This window comes from Pseudoalteromonas sp. SR44-2 (assembly GCF_014163745.1).
Lineage (GTDB): Bacteria > Pseudomonadota > Gammaproteobacteria > Enterobacterales > Alteromonadaceae > Pseudoalteromonas > Pseudoalteromonas distincta.
On sequence record NZ_JACJDW010000006.1, the window covers coordinates 112,400 to 129,847 of the forward strand.

A 17,448-nucleotide genomic window follows, 5' to 3' on the forward strand; every position below is an offset into this window, starting at 1 on the left:
TATGTATTTAAGCTTTTTTAATTTAAGTGAAATGCCTTTCACGTTAACCCCTAACACACAATTTTTTTGTGCACTTGAGCCGCACCACGAAGCGATGCAAGTGCTAACAACAGCCATTGAAATGGGGGAGGGGTTTATTAAGGTTACCGGTGAGGTTGGGACAGGTAAAACGTTGCTTTGTAGAAAGTTATTAAATCAACTTGAGCCAGATTACATTGTGGCCTATTTACCTAACTCTTATTTAAGCCCAGAAGAGCTTAGATGGGCGATTGCAATTGAGCTGGGCATGGATGTAGATAAAGCATTGGACCAACAAGCACTAGGGCAGCTTATAAATCATCATTTACTCGACTTACAAGAAGACAATGAGCGCGTAGTACTTTTGATAGATGAAGCGCAATGCTTGAGCTGGGAGACTCTAGAAGCGCTTAGATTATTTACAAACTTAGAAACAGAAAGCGAAAAGCTGATTCAAGTAGTGCTATTTGGACAACCAGAACTTGATGAAAAACTGGCAAATAATAAAGTAAGGCAGTTACGCCAGCGTATCAGTTTTTCGTATAAATTAAGGGCGATGACTGGCGCAGAGGTTGTTTATTATATTAATCATCGCTTACAAATTGCAGGGTTTAATCGGCCTCCTTTATTTAATAATAGTATGGGGCTTAAGATTGCCAGAGCAAGCCGTGGTATTCCTAGATTAGTTAATATTTTATGCCACAAAGCACTATTACAAGCGTTCGGTGAAGGATTAAATACAATAACAAATCGCCATATTCAGCTTGCCATAAAAGATACTGAAGACTGCGCAAAATACCGGACAGGCCAATATTGGAGTTACAGCGCGTTAATGTTTAGTGTTTTAGTTGTTGCTGCCATATGGGTTTGGAGGCAGTGGTTATGAGCGTTATAAATAATATGCTTAAAAATATTGAGCAACGTGAAGCTAAGCAAGTAAGTATTCAAGAAGGTGTAAGCGTAAAGCCAATATATGATGTAAGAAACATTGTATTTAAAGCCGTAATTTTACTTATTATGCTAAGTGTCATTTTTTTAGCATACCTGTATTTACCTATCGCCGACAAAAAAGAGACCCAACGTGAGGCTGTGTTACCAAAGCAAAAAATGGTCGCGGTTATAACCTCTAATTTATCTGACTCCCAAGATGAAAAAAGTCCTGCAGAACCTATGGTTGAGCAAGAAGCTGTAAAGGCAGTTATGCCTATTGAGCAAATAAAGCCAAAAGTGAATGATGTAGCTGAACCCAAGTTGAGTGAAGCTACATTATTGGTTTCTCAGCCAATAGTTGAGCCGGTTGTAATTGCCGAGGTTAAACAAAGCTCTGCACTAGCTAATAATAAAGAGTTAACCGCTAGTGAAGTTACTGTGAGTAAGCTAAAAATTACGTCAGTGACTAAAGCGAAGCCTCAAAATACGATGATTAAAAGTGTGGCAGAAGCTAAGTCGCCACAGGATTTATTGCTTGAGCAATTAGCGGCAGCTAAGCAAGCAATACAGTTTGGCTTATACAACGAAGCTATAAGTGATTTAAACGTGATTTTAGCGCAATCGCCTTTACATGTTGAGGCTCGAAACTTACTGGCTGCAACTTACTTTAAACAACAAGATATAAATTCTGCACAGCAGGTTTTGCAAGCGGGTATACGCCAAAATCCTAACGTACTTGAATGGCGTGTAATGCTAAGCAAAATACTTATTATGCAACAACAGTATGAAGGGGTATTGCTGCTTTTAAGTGATGAATTTGAGCCTCAAGCGAATCTTGATTTTTGGGTGCTGCAAGGGACTGCCGCGCAAAGTGCAAGTAAGCACCATAAAGCACTTGAAAGTTTTAAACATCTTACAAAGCTCCAGCCTAGCCAGGCTAAGTGGTGGTTGGCACTTGCAACCTCAAAAGATGCACTGGGAGAATATTTGGATGCTAAACAGCTTTACAAAGTAGCTCTAGATTTAGGTGGATTAAATACAGCTATGACTCAGCATGCATTACAGCGTTTAGTTGCGCTAAAGGAGGCCGTATGAGACCTAGTTTAAAAATGCGCTTAGGCGATTTACTTGTTCATGAACACATGATCACCGAAGCGCAACTAAGTGAAGCATTAAATGTTCAAGCAGCGACGGGTCGTAAATTAGGTTCGACACTTATTACCCTTGAGTTTATTAGTGAGCCACAACTATTACGCTTTTTAGCGCAGCAATTACAGGTACCTTTTTTAGATATATCACAGCGAAAAATATCACACGATGTATCTAAGCTTTTATCTGAAGTATATGCGCGTCGTTACAGAGCATTAGTAATTGAAGACAATGGTGACTCTGTTTTGCTCGGGATGAGCGATCCTGCTGATTTAAGGAGCCTTGATCAACTTGCGACTATGCTCGCTCCTAAACGAATTGATTTAGCCGTTGTTCAAGAAAGCCAAATCATGGCTGCGTTTGACAACGTATATCGCCGCACAGATGAAATTACCAACTTTGCGGCACAGCTTCAGGAAGAATATCAAGACGTAGAAGAATTTGATTTAAATTCTTTAGCTGATGAGACATCAGATGCAACTGTTGTAAAGTTACTGCAATCAATCTTTGAGGATGCTGTGCAAGTTCGCGCATCCGATATTCACATAGAGCCAGATGAAGGCTTATTACGTATTCGCCAGCGTGTAGATGGCATATTACAAGAGCACACTCTTAACCAAGTAAAAATAGCATCGGCATTGGTGCTTCGTTTAAAGCTTATGTCGGGATTAGATATATCTGAAAAACGTCTTCCTCAAGATGGCCGGTTTAATATAAAAGTGCGCAGTCATAGTATTGATGTTCGCTTATCTACCATGCCGGTCCAGCATGGTGAATCAGTTGTAATGCGCCTGCTTGATCAATCCGCAGGATTACTATCGTTAGATGAAACGGGTATGCCTGTACACATATTAAAACGTGTGCGCAGCATTATAAAACGTCCACATGGCATGGTTTTAGTTACCGGGCCAACAGGTTCGGGTAAAACAACCACACTATACGGTGCACTAAGTGAGCTGAATCAACAAGAAAGTAAAATTATTACAGTAGAGGATCCTGTTGAGTATCGTATCGGTCGTATTAACCAGGTACAAATAAATAATAAAATAGGGCTGAGCTTTGCCAGTATTCTACGAACCGCTTTAAGGCAAGATCCTGACATTATAATGGTTGGCGAAATGCGGGACCAAGAAACCGTAGATATCGGGTTAAGAGCCGCTTTAACAGGTCATCTTGTGTTATCAACGCTACATACTAATGATGCAATCACTAGTGCTATGCGGCTAATTGATATGGGGGCACCGGCTTACTTAGTGGCAAGTTCACTGCGCGCTATTATTGCCCAACGATTAGTAAGACGAATATGTAATGACTGTAGAGTACCGTACTTGCCAGATCATCAAGAAATAAGCTGGCTAAAATATTTAGGCGAAGATGTTACTGAAGCTCAATTCTCTAAAGGGCAAGGTTGCACAGCATGTAACCATAGTGGTTATAAAGGGCGTGTAGGTATTTTTGAGTTGCTCGAAATGGATGATGCAATGATGGATGCATTACGAGTTAACGACACGCAAGGTTTTGCAAAAGCCGCTAAAAATAGCGCGAATTTTTCGCCGCTCTCAACAATGGCATTAAACTATGCCAAGCAAGGTGTTACCTCTTTAGATGAAGTATTTAAAGTGGCTGAATATATCCCAGAAATAGTAGGGGATATTGATGCAACTATATAGCTACAAAGCTAAAGACAGCAAAGGTATGTTGGTTAAAGGCCAATTGGAAGCGAGTAACCAAGCTGGCGTAGCTGATAGTTTAATGAAGCGTCAATTTATACCAATATCAATCTCTTTAGTTGAAACAAAAAATAACATCAAAATTTTTGATAATTTATTTGTCGAAAAAATAACGCTAGACGACATGATTATGTTTTCTAGGCAAATGTATTCGCTATTAAAAGCAGGTATACCAATTATACGAGCAATGGTTGGGTTGGCAGATACAACACAAAATAAAAAATTTAAAAATGTACTAATAGAAGTTACCAAGCAGCTCGAACAAGGCCGCGACTTATCCAGTGCAATGGCGATACATAACGAGGTATTTAGCCGTTTAACAGTATCAATGGTAATGGTTGGTGAAGGCTCTGGACGATTAGAAGATGCGTTTTATCAACTCGCTATTTATTTTGAGAAAGAACAAGAAACCCGAAAGCGTATAAAAGCAGCTATGCGCTACCCTACTTTTGTTATTTTGGCTCTAGTAGCGGCTATGATTATTTTGAATATTTTTGTTATTCCTACCTTTGCCAGTATGTTCGAAAAATTTGATGCCGAATTGCCATTAATGACGCAAATATTAATTGGCACTAGCAGCTTTTTTGTTAACTACTGGTGGTTATTGTTGGTAATGGGTATTGGTTCTGTTTTTGCTTGGAGGCGTTATTTAAATACAGAGCCTGGACGCTTTAAGTGGGATCAATATAAATTAAAAATTCCATTTATTGGGGATATTTTAAAACGGACATTGCTTGCGCGCTACAGTCAAAGTTTAGCTATGGTATTGCGCTCCGGTGTGCCTATGACCACTGGTTTATCACTAACAGCGCATGCCGTAGATAACAGCTATATGGAAAAAGCGATTATTACTATGCGCCAAGATATAGAAAAGGGCGATAGTTTGCTTAGGGCCTCAAAAAGTTCTCAGCTGTTTTCTCAGCTTGTATTACAGATGGTAGCGGTAGGTGAAGAAACGGGCCGGGTTGATGAGCTACTTCAAGAAGCTGCTGATTATTATGAGCGTGAAGTTGATTATGACTTACGAAGTTTAACCGCAAAAATAGAACCTATTTTAACTGTGTTTGTTGCCATTATGGTGCTGATTTTAGCATTGGGTATTTTTATGCCTATGTGGAACATGATGTCGGCAATCAAAGGGAATTAAAGTGAACACAACAATAACTTTCTCAAAAGGTTTCTCATTATTTGAGTTAGTTATTGTTGTTATTTTACTGGCAGTCATTTTGAGCTTTGCTATACCTCAATATATAGGTATTAAAAATCAAGCGCATAATGCAAGCGTTGACGCTATAGCAGGTAGTTTTTCATCAGCTGTTGGCATGGTTAGAGGACAATGGGAGTTAGAAGGTAGGCCAAACAGCAGGTCAAACAAAACATTTGTTAACTATGCAGGGGTAATAGTTGGTGTTGATGGGACGTTAGGTACACCAACAAGCGATGAAACAGAAAAAAAAGATACTCGTGCAGAAGTTATAAATGCGAATAAATGCCGCCAAGTTTTAAATATAATTTTACAAGATGCACCCAGTAGTACGTTAAGTAATGAATTATCGATAATAAAAAGTGTAAGTTTTTTAGTTAGGTACAATGCAGAAAATACGCAATGCGTCTATTATTTAACTCACACCATTGATGTTAAAAGTATACCTACCAATACGGGGGAAATATCAGGTCTAACAGGTTTTTCATACTTTGCTAAAACAGGCAAAGTAAAAATATTTAAAAACTAAGTAATTAAAAAGAGGCTTATTTATGAAAACGCAATCGTTAAAAAGTTTACCAATAAATAAACAAGCAGGTTTTACACTTGTTGAATTGATCATCGTAATTGTTATTTTAGGCATTTTAGCTGTTACCGCAGCACCTCGATTTTTAAACTTGCAAGGTGATGCCAATGCTTCAACACTTGAAGGCCTACAGGGCTCTATTCGCAGTGGTATGAATATTGTGAATGGTAAATCTATTATTGCTAGTGATCACAAAAAGGCAACAGCTACAGTTGTTTTAGGTACTGATACTGACGCTAGTGGTGGTGAGATTGATGTTGGTGTGCCTACCGTTTATGGGTACCCTGCAGCAACCGAAGAAGCCTTTGAAGCATTTTTAGATGTTAGTTTCGCTACTGATGATTCTGCGGATTTTAATCTAGATGATTCAGCAGCCGATGGTACTTTAATCATTTACCCTAACAGTTATGTAAAAGGAGATGATTGCCGTATTGATTATAAGCAAGCTACTGCGACGACAGGCCCTGTAGTTGTAACTCCTCCAGTGATTACACTTGTTACTACGGGCTGTTAATTACATAAATGATAAGCAGTAGTAGGCAACGATTGCGTGGCTTCACACTCATTGAGTTAATTATTACTCTAGTGATATTGGGAATACTGTCGGTAACGGCAGTTCCCAAATTTCTGGGCAGCTCAACAGAAGACGCCTATTCGTATCGAGACCGTACTTTAAATGCACTTAGGACAGTGCAGCTACGTGCAATGCAAAATACAGCAACAACAAGTTGCCATACCCTTTATATAACCTCCACACTTATTGCTCCCCCCACACCTGATACATGTAACGGTGGCGCTGATGTAAACAACACCGATCATTTAGTGGTGCAAATAGACACACAAAGAAGTGATATAACATTTAGTGCTTTAGATAGTAACGCGAATATTTTTACCCAAATTAGTTTTGATCCTTTAGGCAAATCAAATCAAACCTGCACTACGCAATGCCGAATCGATGTTGGATTAGCTGGCGTATGCATAAGTGGAGAAGGGCTAATATATGCGTGCCCTTAAAGTAAAAGGTTTTACTTTAATTGAGCTTATTATTGGCATAGTCATGTTTGCGATTGCATTGAGTATTATTACAGCTTTAATTGCCCCACAAGCCAAAAAAAGTGCAGAGCCGATTGTGGCTTTAAGAGCCTCTGAATTTGGTCAATCACTAATGAACGAAATTCAAAGTAAATCATTTGATGAACACAGCGACAGAAGCTCTCCTTTTAAGCGGTGTGACGAAATATCTATAGGTGCTGAGGCTTGTACCGCACCTGCTGACTTAGGAGTAGATAACTCAGAAACCAGAACCAGTTATAACGATGTAGATGACTATATTGCACTGTCTAACCAGCCTATTACTAATAGCCTAGGTGAGGTGTTAAGCCAATACAGTGACTTTAACTTAGTTATTACAGTCCAGTACGATAGCGACTTTAACGAATTGACCATTAACGATGGCACAACCTTTAAGCGTATTACTATAGAAGTAACATCACCCTTAGGCGAAGTTTACGGATTTAGTGCATATAAAGGGAATTACTAATGCAAAGAGCCAAATATCAAAATGCATTTACCCTTATAGAGCTATTACTTGTTATGGTTATTATTGGTATTTTAGCCGTAAGTGCATTTTCGTTTATTGGTGCTGGAGTCAGTATTTATTCGCAAGGGGCTGAACGCCAAGAAGCTGTAGCCCAGGCCCGCTTTTTAATAACGCGACTTAGTAAAGAGTTACGCCACGCCACACCAAATTCATTAAGGCTTTCTTGCGATAACAGTACTAGCGGAGCATGTGGTGCTCAGCAGTGCTTAGAATTTACGCCGTTTTTATCGGCCACTCACTATACAAATTACTTACCAACCGTAGCACCTTTTAATGTTAGCGCTGTTGATTTTGAACTTAATAATTTAACGCAGCCGCAAGTTGGAGATTGGGCAACAACTTACCCGTTAAGCAGCGCTGATATATACGATGAGAATAATAATAAGCGTTTAAAACTATCAGCATTTAATAGCTCCACCACTAGTGCAATTGATGAGTGGCAATTTAGTAAAGCGTTTGCCCAAGAGTCGCCAAGTAAGCGCCTTTATTTACTCTCTCAACCTGTAAGTTTTTGCGTTGAAGGGCAGTATTTATATAGATATACCGATTACGGTTTTACAGTTAATCAATTAGATGCCGTGAGCTTACAAATAAGCAGTGGTGTTAAACGTGATTTATTAGGTATTTATATTGCTAACAATTTAGCGAGCGATTCATTTTTTACTCTTGATGCACTCTCCTTACAAAGAAACGCAGTGCTTAATGTGAATGCGCAAATGCAATTTAACAATACTGAAGTAATGAGCTTTAACCATGAGGTACATATTCCTAATGTACCTTAAAAAAAACCTTCACGGAAAAGCCTTACCCAGTAAGCAAAAAGGAAACTTAATAATAGTTTCTTTAGTCATTATTGTTGCTTTATTAGCACTAGGATTAGCATTAGTTAAAGTGCTTTCTGGTGCATCTCAACAAAATACCATTGAGTATTACGGCGCTCGCGCTTTTATGGCGGCGCAAAGTGGATTAGAAAGTAGCTTAACACAACTATTTCCAATAAATAGCTCAGTTAAAAGCTGTACATCAGTTACTACTGATTTAACCTTCCAAACTGCATATTTAGCTAATTGTAAAGTAGTGGTAAGTTGCAATGAATATATAGACCTACCAGATAGCAGTACAACAAACGGGCTTGTAAATATATATTACTTACAAAGCAGTGCAACGTGCGCCGCAATTGATTGCCCTGCAGGGAGTAGCTGCAGAAAAGATTATTGGCAAACACAAAGAACGCTCAGTGTGGAGGCTAAAACCTTACCATGATGAAAAATGTATTGGTCATTATATTTTTTAGCTGCGTGTTACTTTGTAATTACGCAAATGCAGTGCCTCCAAAAATCGAAGGGCGTTATATAGAGCTGCAAGATACATATACATCGCCTGTTTGGACAAAAGTTAATTTTCAACAGCAATACATAACGCCTCCTGCTGTTTTTATGCTCTCAACAAACCAAGGCGGAAACCCTGCAATAATAAGAATACGTAATATAACCACAACTAGCTTTGAGGCCTTACCGCTTGAACCTTCAGGAGAGGACGGCGGACATATTAGTATGGGTGCGCACTACTTAGCCGTTGAATATGGCGTGCATGAGTTTCCTGATGGAACAATTATGGAGGTTGGCAGTACAGACTTATTACTCGAATTACAGTACGGCTCTAAATCTGGCTTTGCTCCACTAACACCTAAGGGATATAAATCACTGACATTTGCTCAGCCATTTACTCAAAGGCCAAATTTCTTTCACTCCTTACAAACACTCAATAGCTTAGACAGCAATCCACCTTCGCAGGCGTTAATCCCGTTTTTAACCGTTGCAGTAGAAAGTGGTTCTCTATCTGCCAGCAGCGTTAATATTGCTTTAGAAGCATCTGAAACAGCACTTGGGCTAATAGAAACCGAAACTGTTGCTTATATGGCTGTAGAGCCTGGAAGTAATCGCATATTTTCTGACGATAATGGCGTTGAGGTATCGTGGGAAACTTTTTTCACAGGCTTTGAAGTCGACGGCTGGAGCAATGGCTGTAATTACTTTAGTTTTACTAATAATTTTAGTGTGGCTCCGCTAGTTGTAGCAAGTAAAAACTCACGCCAAGAAGATGATGGTGGGTGGTTACGCAGCTGTAATCTAAGGACCGACAGGCTAGGGCTTGTTGTTGACGAAGATCGTGATGGCGATAACGAGCGCCGTCACGTAAACGAGGAAGCATCAATACTCGCCATGACCAGTACCTTTGTATTTAATGGTGATATTTTAGATTGTGATACGTTATTCCCGGGCGCTATTTCTACTTATAACAATGGTGAAGTGCAGTTAGTTCAGGGGGTAGAAATAACCGATGGTAATGCGCAGTTTGTCACCACCACAAACTTAATTTCTACAGCGCTGACAAGCCCTCCTTTGTGTAATGGTCAGGCGTGTGTTGCTGGTGGCTATAACTCTTTAGAGCCAAATCAAGCGGCACAGGTGCCAACGGTTACAAACGATGGCAGCTCAATAGGGCCCGTACCTACTTCTTTAGCTGGCGACTATTATTACGATGAGTTGCAGTTAAGTATGCTGGAAACACAGTACAGAGTAACAGCGCCTACACGTATTTTTTTAAAAGACACAACCTCACTTCTATCAACTTCATTTTTGAATATAGGTAAAACAAATATAGTAGTAGAAACTGGCGCGTACTTGGCTATTTATGTGGATGGTGCGGTTGCTATTGCAGCTGATGCAAATATTGCGGGCTATATTGTTGCCACTGGTGAGGTAAGAATCGCTCAAAATGTAACGTATCAGGGATCAATTACATCGGCTACTCAAATTATTACCGAAGGGAGCTCAACGTTTGACGCTCTACCAGTACCCGAAAGTATCCCTGGTTTTTGTGGTATTTATACACCAGAAACACTGGATCATTATCGTTTAACAATCAGCGATAACAATGCTCTAACGTGTGAAGCTAAAGAGATGACACTCACAGCCTGCGCTAATGATGCCTGCGATTTATTATTTGCAGAGCCGTCTAGTTTAAATCTTTCTCCAGATAATAGTGGGCAACAAAGCTGGGTTACGGGGGAGAATATTAATTTTACAGGCTCAACAACTGTTGAGTTTGCGAAACGCACCACAGGCAGTGTTACATTTGGATATAACACTGCAGAGCCTTCCGCACCTCTTCGTTGTTATATCGGTGGTAACAATGTTGGTTTGAGTGGCTGTAAAGTTACGTTTTCTGATGCTGGATTTATTTTTAATAATGATACAGATGGAAATACTACAATTCCTACTCAGTTATCAGCAAAGCCTTCAAATACTGGATTTAATGCAAAAGCGCTATCTATTCAAGCGGTAAAAACAAATACCACTACGGGCGTATGCGAAGCTGCATTTCCTGCTGGTGGCGATGTAAGCTTAGATTTATCCTATACATGCAGTGCGGGTGCAAGTTGCTCTGATACGGTTTCACTTAGTAACAACAATAATACCTTTGCGGTCGAGCAAGCAGCTAAATCGTTCACGCTAAACTTTGATAGTGAGTCTAAAGCTCCGATTGTTATAAATTATCCCGATGCAGGAAAGTTGAGTTTAAATGTAAAAACCAACTTAATCTTAGACCCAATTACTAATTTATCAGTCAATTTAACGGGTAGTTCAAATGAATATGTTGTAAAGCCATTTGGATTAGCGATGGAAGTTGCAAGTGATGGTTATGCAGCAGACGCTGATGGAAGTTTATTTAGATTAACTGGCGAAGCATTTGATTTAAAAATGAATGCGGTGCAATGGCAAACAGGACAAGACACTAACAACGATGGTTACCCAGACAACTACAGCAATATAACAAATAACACCATTGCCAAGCACTTTATTGCAGAGCAACCTCTTTTAGAGGCATTACTTAAAGCGCCTACGCCAGGCGTTCAAGGTACGCTTGAAGCGATGAGCACTGTTGCCTTTAGTGATACAGGCAGTTTGAGTGAATCTATATCGCAGTATAATTACGACCAAGTTGGCATAATTGATTTAACAGCAGGTCTTCAAGATGCTGATTACTTTGGTGCGGGGGATGTTAAAGGTGAATTATATAACATTGGCCGTTTTGCACCTTCACAGTTTCAAATATTAGGTGTTCAAGCTGCCGCGCAATGCATGCAATACGGCAGTAATTTAACTTACCTCGATCAACCTTTTGAACTTGGCTTTACAGTACAGGCACAAAATCAAAATGGTGAGCTAATGGCTAATTATAAAAAGGGCTATGATAAGTCCAGTGTAGCCATTAATGCTGAAAATAATGAAGTAGGTAACTATGTACCCGCAACTAATTTTGCTAGCCGTTTAGTAAACCTAGGGAATAATAACTGGGGAGATATAAGCGACGGCCAATGGCAAATGAGTCAAATAAACACCACACTTCAAAGATTAGGTGTAGGGCAAGCAGACGGACCGTTCGCTATGGTCAGTTTAATGGCAACGCTTTCTAACATAGAAGGAGCAACGCTCATTGATGCAAATGATAAACCAAACACACAAACAGCATGTTCGGGTGGCTGTAATAGTGTACGACTAAATACATTGCCAATAGAGTTTAGGTTTGGACGTTTAGTACTTGGTAATAACGCAGGCTCCGATCTCGACCCTTTACTTATTCCTATGCAGGCTCAGTATTACAACGGCAGTGGATTTGTAAATAACGCTGAAGATAACTGTAGTGTATTTGATCATACCCAAATCACTCAAATATCACCTAGCAGCCCGCAATTAGCCTATGAATATGGAACGGGTGTATCTGGCCAGTTAGAGGCGGGAGTGTATCCTGCAAACAATGGTATTTATGCACAGCCAAATGGTTTGGGTGAATTTATCCTAGAATATAATACTTATGATTGGTTACAGTGGGATTGGCAGGGGGATGAAACACAGCTTGATCCTCGTACTATTTTACAATTTGGACGCTTTAGAGGAAATGATCGGGTTATTTACTGGCGTGAAACACGCGAATAGTTGTAAACTAAGATAATAATTGAACAAAGCTTGTGTTTTGTGCTGCAAGTACATAGCATAAGGCTTTAATTATAATAAATAATAACGACCAAATAATTGCCGCTTTTTGGGACTGGAATATATGCGAATTACTCCTTTATCTCTGTTAATTTCAGCTAGTTTGTTAGCTAGTAGTGCATTTGCACAAGACACAGCTACAGTAACTGGAATTGAGTCAGAGATTAGTGTTAAACAGACAGAATACGATAACTCGACAAGAATACTTGAAAAACATCTTAAAGAAGAAAGTCAGTTACAAAATCAACTAGAGCTACTTCGTTCTCGTTCTACAGAGCTAGATAAAGAAAAAAACCAAGCGCTCGATGCGATGAACGAAATGTACCGTCGTTTAATTGACGATCCCACTATTAATATTAGTGCGGCTCAATCACGCTATCAAAAAGCGGTGACTGATCATAAGCAAAACAAAGATGATATTTCTATGCAGTTGGCGGCAATTGCATCCCACCGTAAAGATATAGAGCAAATTCGTGTTGCTAAGCATACGCTCTTAAATACTTTAGAAAGTTTAAAAGAGCAGTTAACTACAGCCAGAGTAGAGCGTTTACGTAACGAGTTTACACGTGAAGGCACGCTTGAAGTTAACCATACTATTAACTGTAAGCGAACAGAAACGCTAGCAGCGTGTGAGCAACGCGGTCAACAAATGGGTCTACAAAAAGCAACTAAACGCTTTGTAGATCAAATATTTGCAAACTTAACAGAAGAGCGCATTGTTGAGCCAAAACGTAATTTGGCGGGCGCTCAAGTACAAATATTAAGTAGCCATGTAGTTAACAGTGCATTTAGCGGCCAAGGTAACTACAACGTCAACTTAAGCGTAACCATGCGCGGCGAAGTAAACAGTAGCCGTTTATGTAGCTTATTAAGCATTGATAACCGTTATTGTTCTGAGTACGGCACGCCACTTACGGCTGCTTATCAACCAGCGTATAACAATACATTTACTGATAGTCAGTTAACATTCAGTAATAGCGCGGATAATAGCAACACGGTGTCGGTTTCTCGTTTAGAAAAGCAGCCAGTACGTGATTATTCAGTTAAACCTGCATCGGTGAAAAAAGATTACCCTTCTATCCTTAATAAGAAGAAGGATCAATCAATAGAGCTAACATTACGATCAAACGTATACGACGATGAAGTGTTTATCGATGGTGTAAGCTTTGGCTCAACACGCTTGATCACACGTTTACCGCCGGGTATTCACAACATTGAAATACGTAAACTTGGCTATAAGCCTTATCAAGTTCGTGTTGATTTAAATAAAGCACAAACAATTAATGCAAATTTGGTAAAAAAGCCTAAGTCGATTGCTGCACCGACCTATACTCGAGAGCAACCAGAAGTAACAACACGCCAGGTTAGTGAAAACGTTAATGTATTAAATGCAAACGTTGAAACGCCGGTTGTCGTTATTCCTGCAGGCAAATTTAAAATGGGCGATATCAATGGCAATGGTTTAGCTAATGAACGTCCAGTAATTGAAAAAGTAATAGCAAATTCTTTCGCTATGCAAAGTAAAGAAGTAACCGTAGGTGCCTACGAAAAATTTGTAGCAAATACAGGTTATAAAACTCAAGCGGAAAAAAATAAAGGGTGTGCGTATTATTTAAATGGCGAACCAGTATGGGAAGCAAATTTAAATTGGCGTAATCCTGGTTTTGAGCAAGGCAGTGACTTTCCTGCTGTATGTTTAACTTATAACGATGCAAAAGCTTACGCTGAGTGGTTATCGGGTCAAACAGGGCAGCAATTTCGTTTACCTAACGAAGTTGAGTGGGAATACGCAGCACGTGCAGGAACCGAAACAGAATACCCTTGGGGTAACGAAATTGGTAAAAACCTAGCTAACTGTGGTTGGTGTGGTAGTGAATGGTCAAATAGACGTGCATCACCAGTAGGTTCTTTTTCTCCAAATGCATTTGGATTATACGATACCGTAGGCAATGTATGGGAATGGACCGATAAAGAATCAGGTGAGTCTGATGTAGCAGTAAGAGGCGGAGCGTGGAATTTTGCACCAAGCCTTGCTCGTGCATCTACGCGTTTAATTTTAGCGCCTGATTTTAGATCTAACTACATTGGTTTTCGCTTAGTTCGCGAACGATAAACTCAATTAAGGAAGCTTTGCTTCCTTTTTTCACAAATTCACAAAGGCGCTGCGCTTTATATTGCTCATATAGTTGAGCATGTTAAAGTGAGGCAGCTAATATAAGAACGTATTTCAAAGGTCATCCAGCCTCATGTTTAAAAAACTCCGTGGTATTTTTTCTAACGATCTATCGATCGACTTGGGTACAGCCAATACCCTAATTTATGTAAAAGAAGAAGGTATAGTATTAAACGAACCTTCTGTTGTTGCTATTCGCCAAGAACGCGCTGGTGGACCTAAAAGTGTTGCATCTGTAGGTACAGAAGCAAAACAAATGCTAGGTCGTACACCGGGAAATATTAAAGCAATCCGTCCAATGAAAGACGGTGTAATTGCTGATTTTTATGTAACTGAAAAAATGTTACAACACTTCATCAAGCAAGTGCATAACAATAACTTTATGCGCCCAAGCCCGCGTGTACTAATTTGTGTACCGTGTGGTGCTACTCAAGTAGAAAAACGTGCAATACGTGAATCTGCAATGGGTGCTGGTGCTCGTGAAGTATACTTAATTGAAGAACCAATGGCAGCAGCTATTGGCGCAGGTTTACCAGTATCAGAAGCAACAGGTTCTATGGTTGTTGATATTGGTGGTGGTACAACTGAAGTGGCTATTATTTCACTTAACGGTGTTGTTTACTCATCATCTGTTCGTATTGGTGGTGATAAGTTTGACGAAGCTATTATTAATTATGTACGCCGTAACTTTGGTAGCTTAATTGGTGAAGCGACAGCTGAAAATATTAAACATCAAATTGGCTCTGCGTTCAAAACTGATGAGCCAATCGAAATTGAAGTGCGCGGTCGTAACCTTGCCGAAGGTGTTCCGCGTTCATTCACGCTTAACTCACACGAAATCCTAGAAGCTCTACAAGAGCCGTTAATGGGTATTGTGAGTGCAGTAATGGTTGCACTTGAGCAATCACCACCAGAGCTGGCATCAGATATATCTGCGCACGGCATGGTACTTACTGGCGGTGGTGCATTGTTAAAAGATTTAGACCGTTTATTAATGGAAGAAACGGGTATTCCGGTTGTTGTAGCTGATGATCCACTTACGTGTGTTGCGCGTGGTGGTGGTAAAGCATTAGAAATGATCGATGTTCATGGTGGTGACGTTTTTAGCTACGACTAATGAAATTAATGTTTGGACGCACAGTCTCTTTGCAACTGCGACTTTTTGTCGCAGTGCTTTTGAGTATCGTACTCATAGTTGGAGACAGATATACGCAAGGTGGTACCGTTGTTCGTACCAGCCTTAATACTCTAGTTAGCCCACTAATCTATGTTGCTAATTTACCCTACGAATTATTTAGCTTAAGTGCTAAAAGCCTGCATACGCGGGATCAACTTCTTACTGAAAACGAAGCGCTGAAAAAAAAGCAAATGCTACAAAGCGAGCAACTTCAGCAGTATCAATTTCTAGCCAGAGAAAATCAAAAATTGCGCGCCTTATTAGGCTCATCTGCAAAGCAATCAAATCGTAAAATTATTGCTCAAGTACTTTCTGTACATTCAAACCCGTATAGTCATCAGGTTGTTATTAACCGTGGTACTACTGACGGGCTTAGTGAAGGCCAAGCTGTAATTGATGAAATGGGTGTAGTAGGGCAGCTTACAAAGGTTGGTTCAACAACTTCACGCGTGCTACTAATGACCGACACCACACATGCCACACCTGTGCGTATACTTCGTAACGATGTACGAACGGTTGTTGAAGGCATAGGTAAAATTAACGTCGTTAAGCTCTCTCACGTTCCACACAGTTTAGATGTGCGAATTGGCGATGTACTTGTTACATCGGGTTTAGGGGGCACATTCCCTGAAGGATACCCGGTGGCAGTAGTAACTGAAATAAATCGTGATGAAGGGCGACCGTTTGCACAAGTTTTTGCAGAACCTATTGCGCAATTAGATCGCATTCGCTTACTGGTTATTTTATGGCGTAATCAACAGGAGCAAATCAGCGATGATTAACCGTTATTCATTGTTAATTGCGCTAAGCATCTTTTTTGCGTTAATAATGGCACTAATGCCACTTCCATTTTCGTTTGAGCCATTTAGACCTGACTGGGTTTTACTTGTACTTATGTATTGGTCGCTAGCAGTACCGCATCGTTTAAATATTGGTACTGCTTGGGTTGTTGGTTTATTAATCGATTTAGCGTCTGGCTCACCGCTGGGCGTGAACTCGCTTACATTCTCGGTATGTATTTTTGTAACCGCGAGCAACTTTCAAAAAATTCGTAACTTTTCGCTTTGGCAACAAAGCCTACTAATTGGTTTATTTTTAACGCTGTATCACTTAATGCAGTTTTGGCTAAATCACTTTTTGTTAGGGGTTTATTTTAATCCACAGTACTTATGGCCAGTGGCAACCGGAATGGTTAGCTGGTTTTGGGTCTTTTTACTACTTCGTAAATATCGCAGACATTTTAGGATCAGGTAATGACTACCGCAGTATATTTGGCATCAGCCTCTCCCCGTCGTAAAGAGTTATTAAGCCAATTAGGTGTCGAATTTACACAGTTTAGTGTCGATGCAGATGAAAGCCCACTTCCAAACGAGCAACCTAGAGCACTTGTTGAGCGTTTAGCGCGCTTGAAAGCCCAAAGCGGTGTAGAGCTTGGATATACCGATCGCCCTGTACTTGGTAGTGATACCGTGGTTGTTATAGATAACGAGTCATTGGGTAAACCTCGCGATAAAAACGATTTTACACACACGTTAAAACGCCTATCGGGTAACACGCATCAAGTTCTTACCGCAGTTGCATTTGCGACGCAAAATGATGTGCTTAGCTGTGTTGTAAGCACAGATGTTACTTTTAAAACCTTAACAGATGAAGAAATTAATGCTTATTGGGAGTCAGGTGAGCCACAAGATAAAGCCGGTGGCTACGGTATCCAAGGTTTAGGCGGCCGCTTTGTAACTCACATTGCGGGTAGCTATTTTTCTGTTGTAGGCTTACCTTTATATGAAACCGAACAATTATTAAAAACATTCTTAAGAAGGTAAC

Annotated in this window: 16 protein-coding genes; all 16 read left to right on the forward strand. The window is 40.0% G+C overall.

The features are described 5' to 3' along the window. Position 1: 1 nt before the first annotated feature. The 16 genes from H5115_RS05535 to H5115_RS05610 all read left to right on the forward strand — a co-directional run bounded on the left by H5115_RS05535 (position 2) and on the right by H5115_RS05610 (position 17,447). Positions 2-904, forward strand: a complete 903-nt coding sequence (locus H5115_RS05535; RefSeq protein WP_182754077.1) for an ExeA family protein — start codon at positions 2-4, stop codon at positions 902-904. Beyond that, a complete protein-coding gene (locus tag H5115_RS05540; RefSeq protein ID WP_182754079.1) occupies positions 901-2,043 on the forward strand; it encodes a tetratricopeptide repeat protein in 1,143 nt (380 codons plus the stop codon). Before H5115_RS05535 ends, H5115_RS05540 begins: the two co-directional genes overlap by 4 nt. Beyond that, the gene (locus H5115_RS05545; protein WP_182754081.1) at positions 2,040-3,767 is read left to right on the forward strand and encodes a GspE/PulE family protein; all 1,728 of its coding nucleotides are present in this window, start codon (positions 2,040-2,042) and stop codon (positions 3,765-3,767) included. Before H5115_RS05540 ends, H5115_RS05545 begins: the two co-directional genes overlap by 4 nt. Then, a complete protein-coding gene (locus H5115_RS05550) occupies positions 3,754-4,974 on the forward strand; it encodes a type II secretion system F family protein (protein ID WP_182754083.1) in 1,221 nt (406 codons plus the stop codon). Before H5115_RS05545 ends, H5115_RS05550 begins: the two co-directional genes overlap by 14 nt. Position 4,975: 1 nt before the next feature. Next, entirely contained in the window at positions 4,976-5,560 is a 585-nt protein-coding gene (locus H5115_RS05555) for a Tfp pilus assembly protein FimT/FimU (protein WP_039485772.1), read from the forward strand. A 22-nt stretch (positions 5,561-5,582) separates the two neighbouring features. After that, a complete protein-coding gene (locus H5115_RS05560) occupies positions 5,583-6,131 on the forward strand; it encodes a prepilin-type N-terminal cleavage/methylation domain-containing protein (protein ID WP_182754085.1) in 549 nt (182 codons plus the stop codon). A 32-nt stretch (positions 6,132-6,163) separates the two neighbouring features. After that, a complete protein-coding gene (locus H5115_RS05565; RefSeq protein WP_234047865.1) occupies positions 6,164-6,631 on the forward strand; it encodes a type II secretion system protein in 468 nt (155 codons plus the stop codon). Beyond that, the gene (locus H5115_RS05570; protein ID WP_182754087.1) at positions 6,618-7,157 is read left to right on the forward strand and encodes a prepilin-type N-terminal cleavage/methylation domain-containing protein; all 540 of its coding nucleotides are present in this window, start codon (positions 6,618-6,620) and stop codon (positions 7,155-7,157) included. The genes H5115_RS05565 and H5115_RS05570 overlap by 14 nt, the downstream gene beginning before the upstream one ends. Next, positions 7,157-7,999: a type II secretion system protein gene (locus H5115_RS05575; protein ID WP_182754089.1), complete on the forward strand. Its 843-nt coding sequence runs from the start codon at positions 7,157-7,159 to the stop codon at positions 7,997-7,999. Before H5115_RS05570 ends, H5115_RS05575 begins: the two co-directional genes overlap by 1 nt. Next, entirely contained in the window at positions 7,989-8,480 is a 492-nt protein-coding gene (locus H5115_RS05580) for an agglutinin biogenesis protein MshP (RefSeq protein ID WP_182754091.1), read from the forward strand. Before H5115_RS05575 ends, H5115_RS05580 begins: the two co-directional genes overlap by 11 nt. Next, positions 8,477-12,217: an H-type lectin domain-containing protein gene (locus H5115_RS05585; RefSeq protein WP_182754093.1), complete on the forward strand. Its 3,741-nt coding sequence runs from the start codon at positions 8,477-8,479 to the stop codon at positions 12,215-12,217. The genes H5115_RS05580 and H5115_RS05585 overlap by 4 nt, the downstream gene beginning before the upstream one ends. Before the next feature lie 121 nt (positions 12,218-12,338). Further along, a complete protein-coding gene (locus H5115_RS05590; RefSeq protein WP_182754095.1) occupies positions 12,339-14,387 on the forward strand; it encodes a formylglycine-generating enzyme family protein in 2,049 nt (682 codons plus the stop codon). 133 nt (positions 14,388-14,520) lie between these two features. Further along, positions 14,521-15,564, forward strand: a complete 1,044-nt coding sequence (locus tag H5115_RS05595; protein ID WP_002958401.1) for a rod shape-determining protein — start codon at positions 14,521-14,523, stop codon at positions 15,562-15,564. After that, positions 15,564-16,406 (forward strand): rod shape-determining protein MreC, encoded by an 843-nt coding sequence (gene mreC, locus H5115_RS05600; RefSeq protein ID WP_173400216.1) that lies wholly within the window; start codon positions 15,564-15,566, stop codon positions 16,404-16,406. The genes H5115_RS05595 and mreC overlap by 1 nt, the downstream gene beginning before the upstream one ends. After that, positions 16,399-16,878 carry a rod shape-determining protein MreD gene (gene mreD, locus H5115_RS05605; protein ID WP_002958403.1) on the forward strand — a complete coding sequence of 160 codons (480 nt, stop codon included), beginning with the start codon at positions 16,399-16,401 and terminating at the stop codon, positions 16,876-16,878. The genes mreC and mreD overlap by 8 nt, the downstream gene beginning before the upstream one ends. Further along, the gene (locus tag H5115_RS05610) at positions 16,878-17,447 is read left to right on the forward strand and encodes a nucleoside triphosphate pyrophosphatase (protein ID WP_002958404.1); all 570 of its coding nucleotides are present in this window, start codon (positions 16,878-16,880) and stop codon (positions 17,445-17,447) included. The genes mreD and H5115_RS05610 overlap by 1 nt, the downstream gene beginning before the upstream one ends. Position 17,448 lies beyond the last annotated feature (1 nt).

Coding starts and splice junctions, on each gene's coding strand:
- H5115_RS05535 (WP_182754077.1), top strand. CDS start 2: ATGTATTTAAGCTTTTTTAATTTAAGTGAAATGCCTTTCACGTTAACC.
- H5115_RS05540 (WP_182754079.1), top strand. CDS start 901: ATGAGCGTTATAAATAATATGCTTAAAAATATTGAGCAACGTGAAGCT.
- H5115_RS05545 (WP_182754081.1), top strand. CDS start 2,040: ATGAGACCTAGTTTAAAAATGCGCTTAGGCGATTTACTTGTTCATGAA.
- H5115_RS05550 (WP_182754083.1), top strand. CDS start 3,754: ATGCAACTATATAGCTACAAAGCTAAAGACAGCAAAGGTATGTTGGTT.
- H5115_RS05560 (WP_182754085.1), top strand. CDS start 5,583: ATGAAAACGCAATCGTTAAAAAGTTTACCAATAAATAAACAAGCAGGT.
- H5115_RS05570 (WP_182754087.1), top strand. CDS start 6,618: ATGCGTGCCCTTAAAGTAAAAGGTTTTACTTTAATTGAGCTTATTATT.
- H5115_RS05575 (WP_182754089.1), top strand. CDS start 7,157: ATGCAAAGAGCCAAATATCAAAATGCATTTACCCTTATAGAGCTATTA.
- H5115_RS05580 (WP_182754091.1), top strand. CDS start 7,989: ATGTACCTTAAAAAAAACCTTCACGGAAAAGCCTTACCCAGTAAGCAA.
- H5115_RS05585 (WP_182754093.1), top strand. CDS start 8,477: ATGATGAAAAATGTATTGGTCATTATATTTTTTAGCTGCGTGTTACTT.
- H5115_RS05590 (WP_182754095.1), top strand. CDS start 12,339: ATGCGAATTACTCCTTTATCTCTGTTAATTTCAGCTAGTTTGTTAGCT.
- H5115_RS05595 (WP_002958401.1), top strand. CDS start 14,521: ATGTTTAAAAAACTCCGTGGTATTTTTTCTAACGATCTATCGATCGAC.
- mreC (WP_173400216.1), top strand. CDS start 15,564: ATGAAATTAATGTTTGGACGCACAGTCTCTTTGCAACTGCGACTTTTT.
- mreD (WP_002958403.1), top strand. CDS start 16,399: ATGATTAACCGTTATTCATTGTTAATTGCGCTAAGCATCTTTTTTGCG.
- H5115_RS05610 (WP_002958404.1), top strand. CDS start 16,878: ATGACTACCGCAGTATATTTGGCATCAGCCTCTCCCCGTCGTAAAGAG.